At 56.2% G+C, this 21,978-nt stretch carries 19 protein-coding genes and 2 tRNA genes; 10 read left to right on the top strand and 11 right to left on the bottom strand.

Annotated elements, in window-relative coordinates:
* Positions 1 to 15 precede the first annotated feature (15 nt).
* Complete coding sequence (locus HF955_RS04105) at positions 16 to 1,197, bottom strand: cell wall metabolism sensor histidine kinase WalK (RefSeq protein WP_291078143.1); 1,182 nt, start codon at positions 1,195 to 1,197, stop codon at positions 16 to 18.
* Positions 1,194 to 1,892, bottom strand: coding sequence for a response regulator (locus HF955_RS04100; RefSeq protein WP_291078142.1), 699 nt, complete (start codon positions 1,890 to 1,892; stop codon positions 1,194 to 1,196). The genes HF955_RS04105 and HF955_RS04100 overlap by 4 nt, the downstream gene beginning before the upstream one ends.
* Positions 1,893 to 2,078: 186 nt before the next feature.
* On the opposite strand from HF955_RS04100, the gene HF955_RS04095 reads away from it, so the two are divergent.
* From HF955_RS04095 to HF955_RS04075, 5 genes are all read left to right on the top strand, one after another.
* Positions 2,079 to 2,681 (top strand): outer membrane protein, encoded by a 603-nt coding sequence (locus tag HF955_RS04095; RefSeq protein ID WP_291078141.1) that lies wholly within the window; start codon positions 2,079 to 2,081, stop codon positions 2,679 to 2,681.
* Between the two features lie 106 nt (positions 2,682 to 2,787).
* Entirely contained in the window at positions 2,788 to 3,873 is a 1,086-nt protein-coding gene (locus HF955_RS04090; RefSeq protein WP_291078139.1) for an alpha/beta fold hydrolase, read from the top strand.
* A 1-nt stretch (position 3,874) separates the two neighbouring features.
* Positions 3,875 to 4,726, top strand: a complete 852-nt coding sequence (locus tag HF955_RS04085) for a sterol desaturase family protein (RefSeq protein ID WP_291078137.1) — start codon at positions 3,875 to 3,877, stop codon at positions 4,724 to 4,726.
* A 29-nt stretch (positions 4,727 to 4,755) separates the two neighbouring features.
* A complete protein-coding gene (locus HF955_RS04080; RefSeq protein ID WP_291078135.1) occupies positions 4,756 to 6,162 on the top strand; it encodes an FAD-dependent oxidoreductase in 1,407 nt (468 codons plus the stop codon).
* A complete protein-coding gene (locus HF955_RS04075) occupies positions 6,159 to 6,617 on the top strand; it encodes an NUDIX domain-containing protein (protein ID WP_291078133.1) in 459 nt (152 codons plus the stop codon). The genes HF955_RS04080 and HF955_RS04075 overlap by 4 nt, the downstream gene beginning before the upstream one ends.
* A 215-nt stretch (positions 6,618 to 6,832) precedes the next feature.
* On the opposite strand, the gene HF955_RS04070 is transcribed toward HF955_RS04075, so the two are convergent.
* The 6 genes from HF955_RS04070 to HF955_RS04045 form a co-directional block, all read right to left on the bottom strand.
* Positions 6,833 to 7,513, bottom strand: a complete 681-nt coding sequence (locus HF955_RS04070) for an SOS response-associated peptidase (RefSeq protein ID WP_291078131.1) — start codon at positions 7,511 to 7,513, stop codon at positions 6,833 to 6,835.
* A 1-nt stretch (position 7,514) separates the two neighbouring features.
* Positions 7,515 to 9,176 carry a hypothetical protein gene (locus HF955_RS04065; protein ID WP_291078129.1) on the bottom strand — a complete coding sequence of 554 codons (1,662 nt, stop codon included), beginning with the start codon at positions 9,174 to 9,176 and terminating at the stop codon, positions 7,515 to 7,517.
* A gap of 73 nt (positions 9,177 to 9,249) precedes the next feature.
* A complete protein-coding gene (locus HF955_RS04060; RefSeq protein ID WP_291078127.1) occupies positions 9,250 to 12,522 on the bottom strand; it encodes an error-prone DNA polymerase in 3,273 nt (1,090 codons plus the stop codon).
* Positions 12,519 to 14,006: a DNA polymerase Y family protein gene (locus tag HF955_RS04055; protein ID WP_291078125.1), complete on the bottom strand. Its 1,488-nt coding sequence runs from the start codon at positions 14,004 to 14,006 to the stop codon at positions 12,519 to 12,521. Before HF955_RS04055 ends, HF955_RS04060 begins: the two co-directional genes overlap by 4 nt.
* On the bottom strand, positions 13,963 to 14,649 hold the full coding sequence (locus HF955_RS04050; protein WP_291078123.1) for a hypothetical protein: 687 nt from the start codon (positions 14,647 to 14,649) through the stop codon (positions 13,963 to 13,965). The genes HF955_RS04055 and HF955_RS04050 overlap by 44 nt, the downstream gene beginning before the upstream one ends.
* Before the next feature lie 258 nt (positions 14,650 to 14,907).
* Positions 14,908 to 14,984, bottom strand: a tRNA-Arg gene (locus tag HF955_RS04045).
* 492 nt (positions 14,985 to 15,476) lie between these two features.
* On the opposite strand from HF955_RS04045, the gene HF955_RS04040 reads away from it, so the two are divergent.
* Positions 15,477 to 16,481 carry a TraB/GumN family protein gene (locus tag HF955_RS04040; protein WP_291078122.1) on the top strand — a complete coding sequence of 335 codons (1,005 nt, stop codon included), beginning with the start codon at positions 15,477 to 15,479 and terminating at the stop codon, positions 16,479 to 16,481.
* Positions 16,482 to 16,497: 16 nt separating this feature from the next.
* Here HF955_RS04040 and HF955_RS04035 read toward each other — a convergent pair whose 3' ends face one another.
* The 3 genes from HF955_RS04035 to HF955_RS04025 form a co-directional block, all read right to left on the bottom strand.
* The gene (locus HF955_RS04035) at positions 16,498 to 17,316 is read right to left on the bottom strand and encodes an inositol monophosphatase family protein (protein WP_291078120.1); all 819 of its coding nucleotides are present in this window, start codon (positions 17,314 to 17,316) and stop codon (positions 16,498 to 16,500) included.
* A gap of 33 nt (positions 17,317 to 17,349) precedes the next feature.
* Positions 17,350 to 17,745 (bottom strand): helix-turn-helix domain-containing protein, encoded by a 396-nt coding sequence (locus HF955_RS04030; protein WP_027839044.1) that lies wholly within the window; start codon positions 17,743 to 17,745, stop codon positions 17,350 to 17,352.
* 299 nt (positions 17,746 to 18,044) lie between these two features.
* On the bottom strand, positions 18,045 to 18,980 hold the full coding sequence (locus tag HF955_RS04025) for an N-formylglutamate amidohydrolase (protein ID WP_291078117.1): 936 nt from the start codon (positions 18,978 to 18,980) through the stop codon (positions 18,045 to 18,047).
* A gap of 157 nt (positions 18,981 to 19,137) precedes the next feature.
* Between HF955_RS04025 and cpdR the strand changes: the two genes are divergently transcribed.
* The 4 genes from cpdR (at position 19,138) to HF955_RS04005 (ending at position 21,954) form a co-directional block, all read left to right on the top strand.
* Positions 19,138 to 19,497 carry a cell cycle two-component system response regulator CpdR gene (gene cpdR / locus HF955_RS04020; protein WP_027839043.1) on the top strand — a complete coding sequence of 120 codons (360 nt, stop codon included), beginning with the start codon at positions 19,138 to 19,140 and terminating at the stop codon, positions 19,495 to 19,497.
* Positions 19,497 to 19,817, top strand: a complete 321-nt coding sequence (locus tag HF955_RS04015) for a hypothetical protein (protein WP_291078114.1) — start codon at positions 19,497 to 19,499, stop codon at positions 19,815 to 19,817. The genes cpdR and HF955_RS04015 overlap by 1 nt, the downstream gene beginning before the upstream one ends.
* A gap of 44 nt (positions 19,818 to 19,861) precedes the next feature.
* Positions 19,862 to 19,936 (top strand) — tRNA-Val (locus HF955_RS04010).
* 101 nt (positions 19,937 to 20,037) lie between these two features.
* A complete protein-coding gene (locus HF955_RS04005; RefSeq protein WP_291078112.1) occupies positions 20,038 to 21,954 on the top strand; it encodes a PhoX family phosphatase in 1,917 nt (638 codons plus the stop codon).
* The last annotated feature ends 24 nt before the right edge of the window (positions 21,955 to 21,978 follow it).

The following is a 21,978-nucleotide window of genomic DNA, read 5'->3' as shown; positions in this document are numbered from 1 at the left end:
ATAGCTGCCAAGATTTTATGGAGAGACTGTGGATGTATCTCCAGGTAGCGGCAAACAGAGTGTGAAAGTCGCGCCTCCATGCGCGTTCGTACTGGCCGAGACCTTCCCGCCATGCGCCTCAATGATCGATTTGACTACGGACAGGCCGAGTCCCGTGCCGCCCTTGGCGCGATTTCGCGATTCATCCCCGCGCCACCACCGCTGAAAAACATTTTCGTGGTCCACAGGGTCGATTCCAGGCCCGCGGTCACTGACCTCAATATAGCCATGCATGCCATCCTTATAGGTCGAGATTTCGATGTGCTGTCCAGATGCGGCGTAATGTTTTACGTTGTCGATGAGTGCCGTTAGTGCCTGGCGAATACGAACGGGATCTGCGATGAGTTTCACGGGCTCATCGAGTAGAGTGATTTGAAGCCCCAGTGATTCAAGGTCGGGCCGCAGCGGTGTTACGACCTTTTGAACTTCTCCAACAAGGTCAATTTCGATCGCCTGAAGCTCGAATTTTCCGGCACTGAGCCGGGACAGCAGGCTCAGCTCGTCAACAATGCCCGATAGCGTATCGACCTGCGCGATGAGGCTATCGGTCATCTCTTTTGAAGGTTCGAACGCGCCATCATTGAGCCCCTGCAACCGGCCGCGCAGAATGGTCAATGGGGTGCGCAATTCATGGGCGATGGCCGCTGAGGATTCCATGGTTTCACGTTCCGCCGCAGACAGCGCATCGGTCATGGTACGGAAGGCTTTCACAAGCTCTTCTGTTTCAGCTGCGCCGCCCTGGATTTGAGGCAGTGCCAGAGTGAAATTGCCGTTTGCAATTTCCAGGGCCGCATCTGTAACAGTTTCGATTGGGGCGCACATTCTTTTGGACATAATAAGACCGATAACAACAGCGCACAGTGCCGCGAGGATCACTAAAGTGATGAGGGCGGCAAGCTCGGCCTGCGCGTATCCGCCGCTCCACGAAAATGAAAAAGTGCTTATCAGCGTGGTTAGGGCGTCGGACGAAACTGTTCCATCATCCATGAGTGTCTGGAGCGTGGCCCGGTTTTCATCGCTCAGTCCGCTGAGCCAGGATTTCTGCAAGAACAGGTAGAACGAGATCATACCCAGACAAAACACGCCAAGTGCAACGAAAGCTGTCATGATCATTGAAAATGAAAGCTGTGTCCGAAGTTTTGACCCGCGCCCGATCATTTGAGCGGTTCCAATCGGTATCCGACGCCTCGGACGGTTTCCAGAAACCCTGAGATACCGTTTGCCTCCAGCTTCCGTCTTGCATTTGAGACATGGCTGTCGATGGTGCGTTCAAGTGCTTCCCCTTCAGGCAGGCAGGCATCAACCAATTCTGCCCTCGAATAAGCCCGTTGCGGCGATCGGGCCATTCTGGCGACAATGCTGTATTCCGTTTGTGTCAGTGGAATCGGTTTGCGGCCACTCTCATGAGCCAAAAAGGCTGCATGTGCATTTGGGTCTATGATTAAAGACTGGATTGTAATGGGCCGGTCGCCTCGCTGTGCATTCGAACCGGCGCGCCGCAAGATGGCTTTTATCCGTTCAACGACCTCCAGTGTGTTGAAGGGTTTAACGACGTAATCATCCGCACCTAGACGTAGGGCTGAGATTTTTTCGATATCTTCGGCCATCGCTGTTACCATGATGACCGGCGTGTCCGAGGTCTGCCGTATAATGCGCAATACATCGATACCATCGCGTTTCGGCATTTTCACATCCAGCAGTATCAGCGCCGGAGAAAAATGCCGAAAATGGGAGAGTGCCATTTCCCCATCACCGGCAACCACCGTCCGGAAACCTGCCCGTTCCAGATAGGCCTGAATAATTTCTGCAATTTCACCTTCGTCCTCAGCGATGAGGATCAATTCGTTACTCATAGTCAAAGTCCTGAAAAACGCTGAGGGATAGTATATGAACAGTGCCGTGCAATCCAGAATTTATGGAGATTTGATGGAGACGAAAATAAATTGCTCCACGAAACCTTGACCAAATCTTCCAATCTTCTTGATGCCGCGAATTCACATTGCGTCTGACATTGATCAGAAATGTGAAAGGACTCTCTTATGTCAAAAAAATCACTCGCAGTAATTGCCGGCGCGGCGACCTTGTTCGCGACGCCAGCCATGGCCGGCCCGGACGGCGCATTCAGTGGACCGTTCATTGGCGGAGAAGCTGGCTTTCAGCGTAACAAGGTTGAACTCACGGCGCCGGGGAATGTTGCTTTGAAGGACCGCGACAAGGGTTTCAATCTGCGCGGTCTTGCAGGTTATGATGTCACCATGGGCGACAGTCTTGTATTGGGCGTTGAGCTTGGCTTAGGCCGCGGCGGCCCCGAGGTTGATGATACACAGGGAACGGCCTCGTTCAAGGCGGACCCGGGTTTGATGCTGGATGCATCGGCGCGCGCCGGCATTCTCGCAACACCCTCAACACTGCTCTATGGACGGGTCGGGTATGCCAACTCAAAGATAGATATCACGGCGACGAATACGGATATCACCGACGGAACATTCACCCGCGACAAACGCAAAGGCGGCCTGATGTTTGGAGCCGGCGCTGAGTTCGCTGTTACGGATGGCTTGCGTCTGCGTACCGAATATCGCCGCTCGAAGACTGGTGATCTAAAATCAGATCAAGCTCTGATTGGTGTCATTCTCAGCTTTTAACCGGGCAGCTAGTAAACACTTCACGCAGCATCTGCCGATTTTCGCCTGCTTCATCACGGCGAGCTGCCGGATGACAGGTGCTGCGTGATCTCCAAGGAGGTCAACCATGATCCATCCCCTTGAAATCCTGCGCGTGCTCCGCGCTTTTGCGCTGCTATCGCTCACTGTCCTGGTGGCGGCCTGTTCCCATAGCATGACAGATACCCGCACCGACTTTCCGCATAATGACAATATGCTGGCTGGCAGGCTACTGCTTCCAAAGACGCCCGGGCCGCATCCGGCGGTTCTCATTGTCCACGGGGATGGGGATAGCACCTGGAACGGCTATGGCTATTACAAACCCTTTATGCAGGCTCTGACTGAGGCCGGGTTTGCCGTTTATTCATGGGACAAGCCCGGTGTTGGCGGCTCCAGCGGGAATTGGCTGAACCAGTCCATGGAGGACCGCGCCGATGAGGTCATTGCGGCAGCAAATGTTCTGCGGCGCAGGTCTGATATTCGCCTGGATGAAATCGGATTACTGGGCTTCAGTCAGGCCGGCTGGGTCATGCCAAAAGCCATCTCAAAAGATCAGAATTTCGCATTTATGGTGTCAGTCTCTGGCGCCATTAACTGGCTCGAACAATCTGAATACACAACACGCAATCGGTTGCGTCTGGATGGCGCGCCGGATGCGGAAATTGAGATTGCGCTCACTTTTGACAAACGTGTTGTTGATCTTCTGATCAAGGAAGCTGACTATCAGGCTTATCAAGAGCTCATGAACAGTGCGCCCGAGTGCTGCGATGATGTTATGTCAGAAGAACGCTGGGCCTTTGTAAAGCTCAATTTCAGGAGCGATGCCCGTGAAGATCTCGCACGCGTCGACGTGCCGGTTCTCGCGGTTTTTGGCAATAGAGACATGAATGTCGACTTCGCCCAAAGCGCCGAAGTCTATATGGACATTTTATCAAAAACACCCGGTGCTGATGCCATTGTTACATTGCGCGATGCAGATCATATGCTCCTGCCCGCATTATCTGATCGCTACGTCACCGCCGATGCAGCACTTACGCAACGGATCATTTCGATTGAGGTATTCGGGGCGGATGCTTTCGCAGATGGCGCCATCGAACGCATCACAAATTGGATCAGTCGCCTTGATCATATTGCGCCGCCCGCGCTCCCGGCCAAAGAGCAGGAGGGCAACTGAGATGAGTGCATTTGAACTGCGGATTGCACCGCATGAAGGCTTGTTTGTGGCAGTAATCTCAGTCGCACTGTTCTTTTTTGTGATCATTTTTGCTGAAACCATTTTTGATCTTGCCACAGGAAGACGCTCTGGCTGGAGGGAAACGCTGGCCAATTTCACGATAGAAATTGGCAATCAACTCCTCGAAAGAACCATCTTTGGGACTGCGTTTGTTTTAGGGATTCTGTTTGTTGAACAGTTTGCCGTTCTTTCAATACCTGTAACTTGGTGGAGCTGGATTCTTGCACTCCTTGCAGCGGATTTCACCTATTACTGGATGCATCGCATCGAGCATGAGCGGCGTGTCTTCTGGGCGTATCACAGTGTCCATCACTCCTCGCCTGAATTTAATCTGACGACTTCTTTGCGATTGTCCTGGGTTGAGGGAATGGTGGAGTGGATCTTCTTTATTCCCATGATCATGCTTGGTTTCGATGCCGTGCAGATTGTCGGATCGATACTCATCGTCGTTGTGTATCAGACATGGATACATACAGAGAAGATTGGCCGCCTTGGAGTTCTGGACAGGATTTTCAATACGCCGTCCGTACACCGTGTGCATCATGGCCGAAACCCGGAATATCTCGACAAAAATTACGGCGGGATACTGATCATCTGGGATATTCTCTTCGGAACCTACCAAACTGAACAGGCGCCCGTTGATTATGGCGTAACCCAGCCGCTGGAAAGCTCCAACCCGGTCACGATCAACTTTCACGAATTCTGGTTGATGGCTCGCGACCTGCTGAATGTCCGAAAGGCTGCAAGCGTGTGGAATGTGCTTTTCGCGCCGCCAGGCTCCGACCCCAATTAAACGCATCCCAATCACAAAGGAACGCAAAAATGACCCATCTGACGCGGCGGCGTTTCATGTCCCTATCCGCGGCTTCGGTAATCGCGGGGCCGCATATCTCAGCCCATGCCCGGAACAATCCAGAAATGTTTGACACAATCATTATTGGCGCCGGGCTATCCGGTCTGAGTGCCGCTCATCGGCTTATTGAGCGCGGCGTCACGAATATTCTCATTTTAGAGGCGCGGGACCGGCTCGGCGGACGGATTTATTCTCAGCAAGTCGAGGGGCTCAGCCTTGAAGCCGGCGCCCAATGGGTGGGTCCCGGTCAAACCAGATTACTGGCACTGGCCGATACGCTGAACATAGAACGCTATCCAACATTTATGACGGGTAAATCCATAATTCGGTGGATGCGCCGCAACCATGTCATTTCCAAAGAAGAGACATTTGCGCAGTCTACTGCGCTCCGCACGGCCATCGCACAACTGGATAGAATCGCGGCGACTGTTCCGCTTTCTTCGCCCTGGAATTATCCCGGCGCGAAGAAAATTGACGACTTGTCTGTCGCAGCCTGGGCAAAGCAATCAGGCTATACCGGCCCGCCATACCAGGAGCTTCTAACTGAAACCATTGACGCCCTCGGGGGAAGTCCGGCCATGTCAGCTCTTGATTATCTCTGGTCTGTACGCGCCTGCGGCGGGCATGACAGCATCAACCGCTTTGAAGGTGGGGCCCAGGATTCACGTTTCATCGGTGGGCCGAGTGCAATCATCGAAATGATGGGCGCCCGGATGTATGATCACATACGGGTGGATGCACCTGTGACGTCCATTAGATATGGATCTGATACGGTGACTGTGAATGTCGAGGATCTCGCGCTACAGGCCCGTAAATGTATCATCGCGCTCAGCCCTCTGGATATGCAGCGAATAGAATTCACACCCGGGCTTCCATTGGACCGCAGAGGGTTGAATCAAAACTGGCGTATGGAGCCAGGGTTCAAAGCACACATCATTTATAAAACCCCTTTCTGGCGGAGCGGCGGCCTCAGCGGTCTTGCGGTTGGTCATAAACATATCGAGGCTTCGCTCGACAACACACCTGCTTTGAACACGGAAGGTTATGGGGCCTTGCTATTGTTCCTGAGCAAAAAAGCCGCTGATCTGTCACCGGGGCAGAGATACAAGTCAATCTTGAAAGAGCTGAAGAGTTTCTTCGGCAAAGAGGCAATGTCTCCGATTGGGTTTTCCGAAATGAACTGGGCGAATGATCCCTGGAGTGGTGGATGCACGTCCCCACTCCCGCCGGGTATTCTCACCCAATACGGTCCGGCTCTATTTAAGAATATTGGGCCCTTGCACTTTGCCGGCACCGAGGCGGCAACCGCTTGGCGCGGATATATGGAAGGCGCAGTACGGGCGGGCGAACGGGCGGCGGACGAAACGCAATCATGACCCAAGTGATAACCATTCGCCGTCGCTCTGCCCGTATCCTCGTGACCAATGAGTCGAAAGACGTGCTGCTTCTCAAGTTTGAATATGGTGACCAAAACAATCACCGGTCATATTGGGCGACGGTGGGCGGCGGTCTTGAAGCAGGTGAGACGCCAGAACAGGCCGCGCGCCGGGAGCTACTGGAGGAAGTCGGCCTTGCGGCTGACATCATGGATTATATCGGTGCGCAGGCCGCGCAGTTTACAGATCCGAACGGCAACAGAATCGAGGCTGAAGAGCATTTTTTCCACACAAACACTGCATCCCGGCAGATCAGTTTAGCCGGGCTATCGGGAGATGAAGCGGCGATGATCAAAGGTCATAAATGGTGGTCGGTTGAAGAGTTGAAGGCAACAAACGAAACATATTTTCCGAGTAACCTGCCTGAACTGCTGCAAAAGACGCTCAGTCCCTGAATGGGACATGGCGTTCGCTGTTGGTTCATTCCAGTGTAGCTAACTTCGCCATTTGATCAGCCTCCGGCCGAACTGGAAAATGCGGCGCGGACCTTTGCTTCGAGTTCAGGCCCGGCCTTTTCTGGTGATGCATCACCAGAAAAGCTGATAGGAAGCACTTGAGTGAAACAGTGTTGAAGTTACCCAGTAAACTCCGGAACTATAAAACATCGATTTTATTGACCCATTGGCGCGATCAGCTCTTCCCCTTGATTGCGAACATTCCCAACGGCTTTGTCCACTGGCCATGCATGCAAATCATTGCCCGCATACGGCGCGATCATCGCCATTCGCTCATCCAAGCTACCCGTAATCCATGCCTTAGCGTCAGATTGTTCGGGGATCAGCGGCATCCTATTGTGAATGCCCTCCATAAAGTCATTTGGCGCGGTGGTAAGTATGGTGAAGCTATCCAACGGCTCATCATCAATATACGCCCGATCCCATAGACCCGCCACATAGAACCATCGTCGGTTACGCATGGAGATTGCATATGGCTGCTTTTTGCCTTTTGGGCCTTTCCATTCGTAGAAACCGCTCATCGGCACAAGACAAGGTTTTGACTTGAACGCTGATCGGAAAGTTGGCTTTTCATGCGCCTCTTCCGCCTTTGCGTTGAAAGTTGAAAACTTCTTCTCGGATAAGGGTTTCTTCCACCAAACAGGCACGAGGCCCCACATGGCGAATGCGAGTTCTACCTCTTCGCTATCATGAAGTTGTCGGATGATGGGGGCAATTTGCGTTGGCGCTACATTGTACGCAGGTTCATTCTCCGGAATCTCATCCGGACGAAACAAAGCAAGCTGAGCATAATACTCTTCCCAACTGACCTTATGCCTGAAAAATCGTCCGCACATACTATTGAACCGAACAGGTGAAACCAAACTCTGAAATCTGCTTACTGACGAACCCAATTGCGTGAGGCTTGCAATAATTTCTATCATTCTTGGCAGACCAAAGCGTTTCGAAACCTTTTTCGGATTTATATATTACGCGGCACTTGTCTGAGGATTGAGAGCTAGGGAACTCTAGTGCGATTTGCCGTACGATGTCAGCCTTCGTGCAAATGAATGAGTGTCCGATGTAGCTCTCAAGTTGCTCATCTTGTGACTCTGAACTGACGCTTCCTACGGAAGCCCGGTAGTCAATGGACTCGCGTCCATCATTTTCTATAGCGGACTCTCTAATTAAGTCGTAACTTGGACCGCCTGTTCCAATATATGTAATCACAGTAGCAGGTGGAATTGTGAGCGCGGAAGAAACGGGGTCCATTTCCCAGTTTATTGCCCATTGATCGTGAAATACGGACATAGCATTCATCCCGGGAATTTTGGAAACTCCCGTCATTACCATTCCAGTTTCTTTCGACGCGAAATGCCCAATCCCAGTTTCGCCTGGTTGAGACCATTTACCGACATGAGGTCGGCGATTATCCAACTCGGCCATTATTCGGCTTTTGTCTCGAAATTTTGGAATTGTGCGTTCAGCATCTTCGTAAACAATCTGATTGTTTTCGTCCCTTACAAATATATCTTCTGTAGGGAGGCAACTGGCAGCAGAATTCTTAGCAAGGGATTCTGCAGTCACATTCAAACAATAAGCCTCTCCACGCGAAGCTTTCAATGAGTCTCGATCCAGATCATGTTCTGTAAGTTCCTTATAGCCATCTTTGACGACTACCAATCCAGCAGATAGAACAAATCCATCCAGCATCGCTTTCTCGTCACCGCCACTTGCCGCAACTGAGATGCCCCCAATTGCACCTGATAAAATTGCTTTCTTTGTGGTATGGCTAAGTCCTTCGCCCTGTATCCCGGCTACAGCTTCATTCCCGTAACTTGTTGCCGCTGTGATCACACCAACCTTAAGCGCTAACTCAATATCGCCCGTCTCATTATATGTTAGCCAAGCTGCATATGCAGCGGTACCAGCAGGGCCACCATATGCACCAGCAGCTACTTGCCCGACGGCACGAATTATATCGCTCTCCATAGCAGCGGCGGCAGCGGCTTCTTCAGTGTTTTTTACTGGGTCTGTTGCCAAGTGCCAAAGCGCGTCAACAACTTTTCCTTCTCTTACTCTCTTTTCGGCATCCGATAGCGAGTCACCTAAGCCATGAGCCTGAGATTCAATAAATTTTCCTACCGCGTGAACTGCTTCCTCCAGATTCTCTCCAGTACGCTCAGATTCGTCAAGGATGTCTGAGATTGCCTTATCCAGTGTGTCGCAAATATCTCCACCGCAATCGCCAGTTCTTATAGTCGTTTCAACATCGGAAAGAGCGTTTTTTACTTCGTTCTTTCCTTTTTCAAGCGCATCGCAGATGTCACCGCCACAATCGGGTAAAGTCGGGCCAATTACTTTCGCCGCCTCGCATGTTGCCTTGCATGCCGGTTCGCAAACCGTTTCCCCAAATATTTTTGTGCAGCATTTCTTCTTACAATCAGTTTCGGCGGACGCCTTTGAAAATAGGCACAGTGCCGCAGTAAACATGAATACGAAAATAAATTTTTTGCTCATTTTGTCCCCACTACCGAATGAACTAGTGAGGTTTCATTCGCATACTTTGCAGTATTTATACGCTATTGTTCTTTCAATGAAAATCCCGACTGTAAAAGAGCTTTTTGGCTTGTTGTCTCGGATGATGCGCGCCCGCGCCCAATCGCGCGTGCCGAGCGTTTTGTAGGGCGTCCGTGACCGTCTCTGATTGCGACTTCAAAGCTGGCCTTGGCCCTGTGCGATTGTCCTGCACGGGCCGCTTGGCCTCATCCATACGATCCGCGGATGGATCAATGGAGCCTCCCGCATGCGCCGTATCACCCAGCGTATCGAGTAAATACGAATAGTCCTCTATATGCGTGGCAATAACATGCGTGACTGTGCCTTCGCGCTGCAAACGCCCGCGAATATGCAAGAGCCGCCCGGCCATCACTGCTTTGCGGTATTTCTCAAATGTCTTGGGCCAAACAACGATGTTCGACACAGCGTTTTCGTCTTCGAGCGTCAGAAAGATAACCCCACTCGCTGTACCAGGGCGTTGTCGCGTTATCACAAGGCCTGCAACACTCAGCCACGTCTCATCTGCGATCTGGCGTAAGTCTTCAGCACCCATATAGCGTTTCATCTGAGGTTTCAGAAGTGTGGTCGGATGCTCTCGGAGTGTCAGTCGCGTTGCCACATAATCTTCAAACACATCCTCATCCAGACTGAGTGTTGGCAGCAATGCTGGAATATCCGGTAAGCCTTCACCGTCATTTTCAAAGAGTGGTAGCGGTTTATCCCCGCCAAGACCTTTCACTTTCCAAATCGCGTCTCGCCGAGATAGTTCGTATTCGGCAAAGGCATCTGCGCCAGCCAGTTTCACAAGCGTTTTGCGGGACACTCCCGCTCTGCGCCATACTGCATCAATCGCCCGATAGCCATTTCCGCGCGCTGCCGCAATCCAATGACCTTCTTCTTCTTTCAGCCCTTTGATCTGACGAAAACCCAACCGCACGGCGAGAGAACCATCATGGTCATATTCCAACACATTGTCCCAATAGGAACGCTCGACGCAAATCGGCTTAACGTTGACATCATGCTGAATAGCATCACGCACAATCTGGGCTGGCGCATAAAAACCCATGGGCTGCGAGTTTAAGAGCGCGCAGCAAAAGACTTCCGGGTGATTATGTTTAATCCAGCAAGAGGCATAAACAAGCAAGGCAAAGCTGGCGGCATGGCTTTCGGGAAAGCCATAACTTGAAAAGCCTTGAAGTTGTTTGAAACAGTTTTCGGCAAAAGCCAGTTCATAGCCGCGCTCCACACACCCTTTAATAAACCGCTCCCTGAAATCCTCCACTGCGCCTTGTCTGCGAAAGCCATTTAAGGCTCGGCGCAGGGCATCGGCTTCTGTTGGCGTGAACCCTGCTGCAACAATGGCAATCTGCATGGCCTGTTCCTGAAACAGCGGCACGCCATATGTGCGCTCCAAAACTTCCTTTAATTCCTCTGAGGGGTATGTGACCTTTTCTTCGCCGCGCCGCCTGCGGATAAAAGGGTGTACCATGTCACCCTGAATGGGACCGGGCCGGATGATGGCGACTTCGGCAATCAGATCCTCCAAATTGCGCGGGCGCATACGCGGAAGAAAATTCATCTGCGCGCGTGATTCAATCTGAAAAACGCCAACCGTATCGGCCTTGCAAATCATGTCATATGTGCCTGTGTCTCCCTGGGGCAGTGTCGCCAGCGTGTAATGCTCACCCTTCCATGTTTTCAGGAGGTCAAAGCTACGACGCAGGCATGAAAGCATCCCCAACGCCAAAATATCTATTTTCAGCATACCGAGCGTTTCGGCGTCATCCTTGTCCCATTCGATAACAGTGCGATCCTCCATGGCCGCATTCTCAATGGGGCACAGCTCATCGAGCCGCCCGCGCGTAATGACAAAGCCGCCAACATGCTGCGAGAGATGGCGAGGAAAGCCGATTATCTCTTTCGTAAGTTCCAAGGTAAGCGCGAGCCGCCGATCTTTCACATCAAGACCTGCAGCTTTGGCGCGTTCTTCGTCGAGCCCTGAACTGGAGACGCCCCAAACCTGACTGGACAGCGCAGAAACCGCATCTTCGGATAGTCCCATCGCTTTGCCGACCTCGCGGATGGCGCGGCGCGAGCGAAAATGCACAACGGTTGAGCAGAGGCCCGCACGGTGACGTCCATATTTCTGATAGATGTGTTGAATAACTTCTTCACGCCGCTCATGCTCAAAATCGACATCAATATCGGGCGGTTCATTCCGCGCTTCCGAGATAAAGCGCTCAAACACCATGGTAATCATTTCTGGTGAGGCTTCTGTGATGCCGAGCGCATAACAGACAACGGAATTGGCGGCGCTGCCGCGCCCCTGACAAAGTATGCCTTGGCCTCGCGCAAACTGCACAATGTCATGCACGGTTAGAAAATAGCGCGCATAATCGAGCTCCTTGATGAGCGAGAGTTCCTTTTCAATCATCGCACGGACTTTCAGCGAGACGCCATCGGGATAGCGCCGCTCCAGCCCGTCCTCAGTGAGCGCCCGCAGGCGTTCATCCGGATACATCCCATCGGTGATTTCGTCCGGGTATTCATATTTCAGTTCATCAAGGCTGAACGCGCATTTTTCCGCAATCACCCATGTATTCGCACAAGCCTCGGGATAGGCTTTGAACAGACGGCGCAATTCAAACTCTGATTTCACTCGGCGCTCAGCGTTCGGCTGAGCGTGGCGCCCCAATCTATCGATGGTGGTTTTCTCGCGCAAACAAGACAGTACATCAGCGAGGCGCAAGCGCCCGGCAGTGTGCATCAGCACATTGCCAAGACTCACAAGCTGAATCTCGGATCGCGATGCCATCGCGGCGCGTTCGGCAAAGCGGGTTTCATCCTCACCATCATAATGTGGCATAAGGCCGAGAAACACATCGCTTCCAAAACGTTCGCGCAGACGCGCTAAAAGCAATTCAAGATCAGGGGCGGTCAAAGCGACCAGCACGCAAGTCGCGCCCCATTCCAGCACATCGTCTAAGGTGAGATCGCAGTCACCCTTGGACGCCCGCCGCTTTCCAAGTGTGAGCAAGCGGCACAAATGACCGAAGCCTTTGCGGTTTTTCGGATAGGCGAGGATTTCACAGCCATCACTCAAAACAAGACGTACACCGACGATAAAGCGTAGGCCCAATTCTCTCGCTGCACCATGTGCGCGCACGATCCCGCCAAAAGTGTTCTTATCGGTGACGGCCATGGCCCCTAGGCCGAGTTGCACGGCGCGCGTAACAAGCTCCTCAGCGTGTGAGGCCCCGGTTAGGAAGGTGAAATTGCTGGTGACGTAAAGCTCGGCGTAGCTCATGCGAAACGCCCTGCAATATACCAGTCCGGTTCGGCTTGACCCGGATAATTCAAAAGCCAGAAACGCGGGCCTTCTTCAGTCTGCACCCGCCAATAATCTCGTGTGCGTCCATCGCTGCTTGCCCACCATTCTGGCGTCAGTCGTTCCGGGCCATTGGCAGTCTGTAAATGAAAAGATGCTCTGCGCCACTGGAAGCGGCGCGGCGGTCTGCCAGCTTCAATCAGATGCAAGCGCTCCGGCCCGTTAAACAGTCTCAAGGGACGCTGGCGAGGGGTCTGTGTCCAGCTTGGTGCATCCCGCCTGTCCATGGTTTCAAGCTGAAAAAACTCACTTTCGGGCAAGTGGCTTTCATGGCCTGCAAAATGGCGCACATGGTCAAAGCCGATCCGATTGCCAAGAGTCGAAACAATACGCGACAGTTCATTCTCCGTGTCCGTCTGTTCGGTCAGTTCCATTTGCTTTGATCGGACAGGCTCAATGTGCGCAGCGCGCAGACGAAACCAGTCCGCGCCAAACTCGATTTTCAGAGCGTCCAAGGGGCGCGCAAATTGCTGTAGGATCGGGCCTTCCTCGAAGCATGGCTTGGCAAAACCGACACGCAAGACATGATTGCCTGTATCCACGCAGCGGACTGTCAGTTCAAATCGGCGTGCGCCTTTTTGATCCGTTTGCAGCCGTCCACATACGCTGGAAGCAAGCCTTCCAATCACACCTTCAATGTCGGACAGATAACCAATCGGATCGGGAAGGCTCATACGCGCCGCATAGACTGGATTAGCTGCGCGAGGTGTGACCGGATCGGGCGCATGGCCTGACGCCGTTGAGAGTGCTTTCGTTAAGTCCAGACCGAACCGCCGCGCAAGTTCGCCTGACCGAATGTCCATAAGCTGACGAATGGTCGTCAAACCAGTTCGGCTCAGGTCAGAGATCGTCTTGTCGTCTAAACCTAACGCGGCAATCGGAAGCGTGCGCAAGGCGTCCATTGTCGCACCGATTTCAGCAATAGCCGGATTGCCCTTCCCATAACGCGCGAGCGCCCAGGCGCCACCCTTGGTATCAGCAATGCCCAGCCGCGCGGTGATCTGCATGTCAAACAAGCGCTCCTTGGCATGGGTCGCCATCTCTTTTTCGCCGCCAAATAAATGCGCGCAGCCCGCAATATCGAGGAGCAACCCGTCCGGCGCATCGAGCGCCACACGCGGCGATAGCACATCCGCCCATCGCCACAGCGCACGCAACAAAGACGCTTCGCGCATCTCGTCTGAAGGCTCGGTCAGCAGGTCAGGACAAATTGCCCGTGCATCAGGAATGGACAATCCGGGGCCGAGCCCTGCGCGCCGGCCCGGTGCATTCACATGAGTCAGGCGGTGCGCGTTTTTTATGTCTTTGGTGATCGCGAAGGGGCCTTCAAGGCGCGGGTCTTGTTGGCGCACCCATCGGTCAAGCGGCAGTTGCGGCAACCAAATGGACAATATCCTGACCATCGCGTCCTCCTTGCCATTTCACCTGCCATATGCCGGGTTCTCCTTTTCTGTTCTTTGTGCAGCGCCATTCCCAGTCATAAGCTGCGCTCGACACTGCATGGCAGTCCCACCGTGTTTCTGCCGCCGATGTCTGGGCGCGGCCTTCGATTAAGATAAGTCCGAGTGCGCCGCTTTCTTCGCAGGCGATTTGAAAACGGCGGCTTTCGCGCAAGTCAGGCCCATCGCGTAGTTCGACAATCACCACGCCCACGCCAGACATCCGCAACGCCTGCTCCGCCGACCACATGACTTCGCCCCGCGAGACACCTTCGACGAGAAGCAAGCGCGCCGGATCAAGAAAGTCCTGAATGGCGGTCGGGGCGAGCGTGCCAATATCCGTCCCGCCGCCACACCACAAAACAGGCCCCGAGACTTTCGCCGCAGCAATAAGTGCAAAGACATCGGCACTATCGCCCAGCACTTCATGCACACGGCCAAGCGCCAAGCAGATGTCATCGCCAAGGCGAAGCACCTTGTGGGCATGAGGGTACAGCTCCCCCGCAGCGCCGATAATGGCACCGGATGGTAGACTAATTTTGTCCATTATGTTCTTATTTTGTTCTTTTTGAGGAGCAAGAGTCAAGAGGTATATGAGTTTCAGCAAAGTTCTTGACTAAAGCTAGGACTGGAAATGGTAGATGGAATAGACGCGGCAGAACTCGTCCAACGCATCTCAAGTTAGAAATAGTAGCAACACAAATCGATTTTCAGAGTGGCACTGTTTAACTTCATCCACTCAGGGGAATACGATTGCGAGTTAGTCTGTTACGAGCGTACCGACATCGCCATCTACAAGAGAATAAAATGATAGTTTGGACAATGGGTGGCCTCACTATGCCAGTTAATTTTTCAAAGTGAGAAGTGGCGGTCCCTATTGGATTCGAACCAATGGCCTCTACCTTCGGAGGGTAGCGCTCTATCCAGCTGAGCTAAGGGACCGCAAATCGATTTCGGTGTTACCTATGTGTTACCTTTGTAATTTCCTCAATAGAGCGTCATAGGCAAGCATCAAGCTAAGTCTTTGACAGTTTTATTTTTTCCTTCTCTGCACCTTTTCCTTCAAACCGCTTGACACCCGGCTTCGGAGGGCGACGCTCTATCCAGCTGAGCTACGGGTGCATACCGTTCGCGAGATGCTTACGCCATGCTTACGCGAGATTTTCGTCGGCCTGAAGAGCGAACCCGACATCCGCTCAAACCGTTGTTTAGTCACTTCTTTCTTCCAACACCAACAACCATCGCCAGACTTGACATCCGCCTTCGGAGGGCAGCGCTCTATCCAGCTGAGCTATGGGTGCCAGCCGAAGCCGGTGAATACGGCAAGCGGCCGGAGAGTGCAACGCCGGAATGCGGTTCCCGCCGCACGCGGTGCTTGCGCCGCCGCCGGATTGGGCTAGGTCTGGATGTCCCGGAATTTTCAGGAGCCAATTCATGCGGAGAGTTTCCCTTGCCATGACAGGCGCCGCCCTGGCGCTTGCGTTCAGCCTGTCCGGCTGCGGCCCGAAGGCGGATGCGCCTGCGCCCGCCCCGGCGGCGCAGACGGCCGAGAGTCGCGCCGCACAACTCGAGGCCCAGAAGGCGGCCTATGCGGCCGCGCTGGCGGAGGCGGAAGCCTCCCGCGGGGCAGGGACGCCGGCGCTCTGGACGCTGTCGGATGAGGATACGACGCTCTACATGCTCGGCACGGTCCACCTGTTGCGGCCGGATCTCGACTGGCGCAGCGATGCGATCGATGCCGCGTTTGCCGAGGCGGACACGGTCGTGTTCGAAGCCGATGTGACAAGCCAGGCGGCGGCATCGGAAATGATGCGGTTCATATCCACCGAAGGCATGCTGGAAGGCGGGCAGCAGCTGACCAGCCTGCTGGACGAAGTGGAACGCGGTGAATTGCAGAAGGCGCTGGATCATGTCGGCATGCCGCTGGGCGCGGTCCAGCCGATGCAGCCCTGGTGGGCGGCGGTGAACCTGTCCGTCCTGCAGATCCAGAAAGAAGGCTATGATCCGAATTCCGGGGTCGAAATGGTGCTGGGCGCCGAGGCGCGCGCCGCGGGCAAGTCGCTGGCCTATCTGGAGACCATTGAGGAGCAACTCGGACGGTTTGCCGATCTGCCGATGGATGTGCAGGTGGACTTCCTGATCGGGTCTGCCGAATCCATCGAGGAAGGCGGCGAAGTGCTCGACACACTCGTATCCGAATGGGTGGATGGCGATGTGCATGGCATCGGCCTGCTGATGGCCAATCCGGACATGATGGGGTCGGACGAGGTTTATGATGCGCTGCTGAAATCGCGCAACGAAATCTGGGTCGGCAAGATCGAAGCCATGCTGGACACGCCGGGGACGCGGCTGATCGCGGTCGGCGCAGGCCATCTGGCCGGTGAGGACAGCGTGATCGACATGCTGGAAGCGCGGGGCCACACGGTCGAGGGCCCCTAGGCGCCGTCCGGCGGGCTCAAATCTCGGCGGACCGGCGCAGGGCCAGCAGGGCCTGATCCAGAATGTCCTGGCTGGCGCAGCAGACGATCTGGCCGCCCAGTCTCGGCGCATTGCCGCGCCAGTCTGTCGCCAGGCCGCCGGCCCCGCGCACGACCGGGATCAGGGCCGCAATATCCCAGGCCTTCAGCCCGCTTTCCGCAACCAGGTCGATCGTGCCGGCTGCCAGCCGGGCATAGGCATAGGCATCCAGGCCATACCGGCTGATACGGGCCGTGGCCCGCAAATGGGTCCATGCGCCCTGTTCTGCGGGGTTCAGGATGAACGGGTCGGTGGTCGAGATGACGGCTTCGCGCAGGTCGCGGCAGCCCGATACCCGGATCGGGGTCTGCGTGCCCGCCTGTTGCAGGGCCGCGCCGCCCGGCCAGCCAAGATAGCGCTCATCCAGCACGGGCTGGTCAATGATGCCGATCAGCGGTGTGCCCTCTTCGTCGCATAGGGCGATCAGCGTGGTCCAACTGGGCAGGCCGGCCACGAAGGCGCGCGTGCCATCGACCGGGTCCAGCAGCCAGGTCAGGCCGTTGCGGGACGGGATGTCCTCGAACTCTTCCCCGATGACGCCATGGTCCGGCCGCTCCGCCGCGATCAGGTCGCGCATGGCGCGCTCGGCGCCGGTGTCGGCTGCGGTGACCGGGTCAAACCCGAACTGGGCCGGGCCGCCCGTCTTGCCGTCAACACCATCCAAAGCGCGAAAATGCGGCCGGATCGCTGTCCGGGCCGCATCTGCCAGCCGGCCCGCAAAGGCCAACTCGTCTTCAAGGGAAAAGGGAGTGCTCATCGGCGCAGGGATTGCCCCGCGCCGTGCGCAGCGTCAAGCGACGCCGGTATTGCTGGTGTCGCCTTCGAGCGCCTTGGCCAGCTCCAGCAGGCGTTTGCGCGGGCGCTCGCCAAGCCGGTAATAGGCCCGGACCAGTTCCAGCGTTTCCTTTTGCGAAAGGATGTCGCCTTCCATGCGTTCGGCGTCATTGGCAGCATCCGGGGCATCGCTGGCGGGAATGCCGTCGAAGAAATATTGCACCGACACGTTCATCGCCTTGGCGAGTTCGTACAGGCGGGAGGCGGTGATGCGATTGGCGCCGCACTCATATTTCTGGATCTGCTGGAATCGCACGCCAACCTGGCTCGCAAGGTCCTGCTGGGTCATGCCAAGCAGTCGGCGGCGGCGGCGGAGGCGTTTGCCCACGTGCAGGTCTGTTTCGTCAGCCATATTCAGCTCCTTGCGGATGGGACCGGTATCAGTCCCAATTCGGGATGGTGTGGCCGATCCCTCGCAAATGGCGTGCCGATGGTCAGTTTTGCACAAATCTTGGGCGGGTGATTCAAAAAACAGCGAATTGCCGATTCAGCTGTTGCGTTTTGTGCGGCGCAACATAAATCTGGTCCTGCACTCCGGTGCAGACGCCTCTGGCGTTTCCTCCCTTTGACCTTGGCCGCGCTTTCGGAGCGCGGCCTTTTTTTTTGGAAATGAATCAAGGGGCTGGGCGTGGCTGTCCGGATCAATCCGGATCAGCGGGGCCCGATCTGTCCGGCCACAAGCAGGATTTCCTCGACCACTTCTGAAATCAGCTGCTGTACGTGGTCAAAGCCCGAAGCAACCGCCACAGCGTGCTCGTCCATGTAAAGGCCCCGATTGATCTCGATCTGGACGGCGTGAAGGTCCCGCTTGGGGCGGCCATAGCGGCGGGTCGTGTAGCCGCCGGCATAGGGCGCATTGCGCGCGACGCTGAGGCCGCGGGCCCGGAAGGCGCGTTCTATGCGGCCTGTCAGGCGCGGATCGCAGCTGGAGCCGAAGCGGTCGCCCAGAACGATATCGGCCAGATTCCGGCGGCCGGGCTGAATGCTGGGCATGGAATGGCAATCGATCAGGAAGGCGCGGCCATGGCGTTCCGCCAGCTGGCTTAGCTCCGTGGCGAGGAATTGGTGATAGACATCGTGAATTCCGGTCAGGCGAGCCTCGCCTTCAGCGCGGCTGAGGCGACGGCCATAGATCCGTTCCCCGCGGGCGGCCACACGGGGCAGGCAGCCAAGGCCGGCCTCGACGCGGGCCGTCGGCAGGCCGCAGGCCCGCGGCGGGCCGTCAACGAACATGTCCGGGTCCAGTTCCCGCGGATCTCGGTTCAGGTCGGCAACGCTGCGGGCATAGCGTGCCGCCAGCAGCATGGCGCCCTTTCCCGGCACATCCGCGAACAATTTGTCGACGAAGGCATCTTCCGTGCGGCGCAATGTCTGCAACGGCACACAGAGCGCTGACTGCATCTCGTCCGGATACAGGCTGCCGGAATGCGGAGAGGCGAAAATGACCGGGACATCCAGCGTTTCGGGCAGTTCCAGGCGATAGGGCAGGCCATAGCGCACCGCGCCATCCTGATCGGTCGGCGTCGTCGGCGCATGCGGCACGGGGCTAGTGTCGGTCCGGTCCAGGAATTGGGGCGCTTCGGTCATTCACCTTATCGTTTCGTGGTTTGCAGGAAGGTCAAGCCTTTTCGCCGTGCCGTGCAGTCAGGCAGAGCGAATATGGTTTCCCGTCCGTATCATTCACCCCTGATTTACCGAACTGCGTCTTTATGCTTAGGGTTCTACCGAGAAGAGGGCTTTCCGCGTGACCAAGATTCTGCTGGCCGAAGATGATGACTCCATGCGCATGTTCCTGGCGGCCGCCCTGCGCCGCGCCGGTCATGAGGTTCAGGATTATGCCGATGGGGAGAGCGCGCTTTCGGCGCTGGAGCGGGAAGTCTTCGACCTTTTGCTGACCGATATCGTGATGCCCGGCCTGGACGGGATCGAACTGGCCCGCCGCGGTGCGGAGCTCGATCCGGCCATGAAGATCGTCTTCATCACCGGCTTCGCCGCCGTCGCATTGTCGTCCGGCGCGCCCACACCTGCCGGCGCGAAGGTCCTGTCCAAGCCGTTCCACCTTCGGGAAATCGTCGACGAGGTCGACAAGGTGATGGCCGCCTGATGAGCCGGGGCGCCTCCGACGAGCCGCCCAAGCTGCTGAAATCCGTAAGCCATGATGCCGGCCGGCATTTTTTCGATGCCCCTGCCACGATGTCGCTCGACGCCTGCATGCTCCGCCTGTCGCAAATGGATGGGCTTTCCATCACGTCCCTGACGCCCTCGGAACTGGGCCACTGGCTGAGTTTCACCTGTGAAGGGTATGGGTTTGCCGCCAATGACCCGTTTGGTGAGGTCTGGTTCTTCGCCGAGGATCCGGAAACACCGGACGCGCTACTGCAGAAAATCGCCCTCTGCGTCGTTACACCGCCAAACCCGTCTTGACGGCGCGCGCCGAATTATTCATTACCCCTGCTTCCGACTGGATCGGGCGGTTAGCTCAGTGGTAGAGCACTACGTTGACATCGTAGGGGTCACAAGTTCGAACCTTGTACCGCCCACCAGGTCGTTTTCTGCTTCCCGCTCGTTTTGACTGCTTCATGCCTTGAAGCATAAGTGTCGCAAATCTCTGTTACGAGACCCGATCAGTTTGCGAGGCGACACCATGGATCATTCGGAAAACAGGACCAGCAATCCGCGTATCGGGCAGGGCGCCTCCACGATTGGCGACGTGATTGAGGCCCGCCTGTCGCGCCGGGGATTCCTCGGCGGGATGGCCGCATTGGGAGGGCTGACCGCAACCGGGTGCGCCGCGACGACGCGCGTTGACGGCAACATTCAGCCGCCTGCCGCTTTCGCCTTTGAAGAAATATCGCGCGGCATGGATGAGACTCATCACATCCCGCCCGGCTATCAGGCAAACACCGTTCTGCGCTGGGGTGACCCCTTGTTCCCCGACAGCCCTGAATTCGATCCGGCGCACCAGACCGAAGCCGCTCAGCTGCGCCAGTTCGGCTACAACAACGACTATCTCGGCTTCATCGCGCTCGCGCCGGATGCGGATGGCCGCCAACGCGGCCTGCTCTGTGTCAATCACGAATACACATCGACTCCGCTGATGTTTCCAAATGTGGCGCGCAGCTATCCGGCCAGCATGACACGCGATCTCTGCGCCGTGGAAATGGCGGCACATGGCGGCACAGTGGTCGAAATCGTGGAGACGCCGGAGGGCTGGCAGCCCGTGATCGGCTCCCCCTACAATCGGCGGATCACGGCCCATGCCACGCCGATGGAGCTGACGGGTCCGGCGGCCGGATCGCCTCGCCTGCGCACCAGCGCGGACCCATCCGGGCGGCGCGTGGCGGGCACGATGAACAATTGCGCCGGCGGCACCACGCCCTGGGGCACCTATCTGATGGCGGAAGAGAATTTCAACGGCAACTTCCTGGGCGCCTATACGGACGGACACCGTGAACAGGCCAATGGCGCGCGATACGGCGTGCCGGGCGGCTGGTACCAATGGGGGCGCTTCTTCGACCGGTTCGATGTCGGCAAGGAACCGAATGAACCGAACCGGTTCGGCTGGGTGGTCGAGGTCGATCCAATGGACCCGGCGTCCATGCCGAAAAAGCGCACTGCGCTGGGGCGGTTCAAGCATGAGGGTGCCGAAAGCGTCGTCGCGCCGGATGGACGTGTCGTGCTCTATATGGGCGATGATCAGCGTTTTGACTATGTCTACAAATTCGTCACCGCTGGCCGGTTCGAACCTGGCAACCCTTCGGCGAACCGGGACCTTCTGGATGAGGGGACCCTTTATGTGGCGCGGTTCGACGCGGATGGAACAGTCGAGTGGATGGCGCTGACACATGGGGCTGGGCCACTGACGGCAGAAAACGGCTTCGAGTCCCAGGCGGATGTCCTGATCGAAACGCGGCGTGCCGCTGACCTGCTCGGTGCAACCCCCATGGATCGTCCGGAAGATGTCGAGCCCGACCCGTCTGCCGGACGGGTCTGGGTCATGCTGACCAACAACAATCGCCGGACCCCCGACCAGATCGATGCCGCAAATCCGCGCGCGAACAATGTGTTCGGCCATATTATCGAGATTTCCGAGCCGGACGGGGATTTTACCGCCGAAAGGTCGCGCTGGGACATTCTTGTGCGCTGTGGGGATCCGACCCGTCCCGGGGCAGGGGCGGTGTGGAATCCGTTGACCAGCGAGAATGGCTGGTTTGGCAGTCCCGACAACTGCGCGGTGGATCCGTCCGGCCGTCTCTGGGTGTCCACGGACGGTAATGACGATACCGGTGCCGCGGACGGTTTGTGGGCAATGGAGACGGACGGCGCGCGCCGCGGAACCGGTCGTGCCTTCTTCCGCGCGCCGGTCGGGGCCGAAGTGTGCGGTCCCAAATTCTCGCCGGACGGGCGGACCCTGTTCGTCGCGGTGCAGCATCCGGGAGACGGAGAGCGGGCGAGTTTCGAGACGCCAACAACCCGCTGGCCGGATTTTAACCCGGACATGCCGCCACGCCCCAGCGTGCTGGCGATCCGGACCGTCACCAATGATCCGATCGGATCGTGACGGTCCGTCCAACGCTGTGACACC

The sequence above is a fragment of the Hyphomonas sp. genome (assembly GCF_017792385.1).
Taxonomy (GTDB): Bacteria; Pseudomonadota; Alphaproteobacteria; order Caulobacterales; family Hyphomonadaceae; genus Hyphomonas.
The sequence above is the reverse complement of the archived record's forward strand: the minus strand, read 5'-3'. Positions and strand labels throughout refer to the sequence as shown.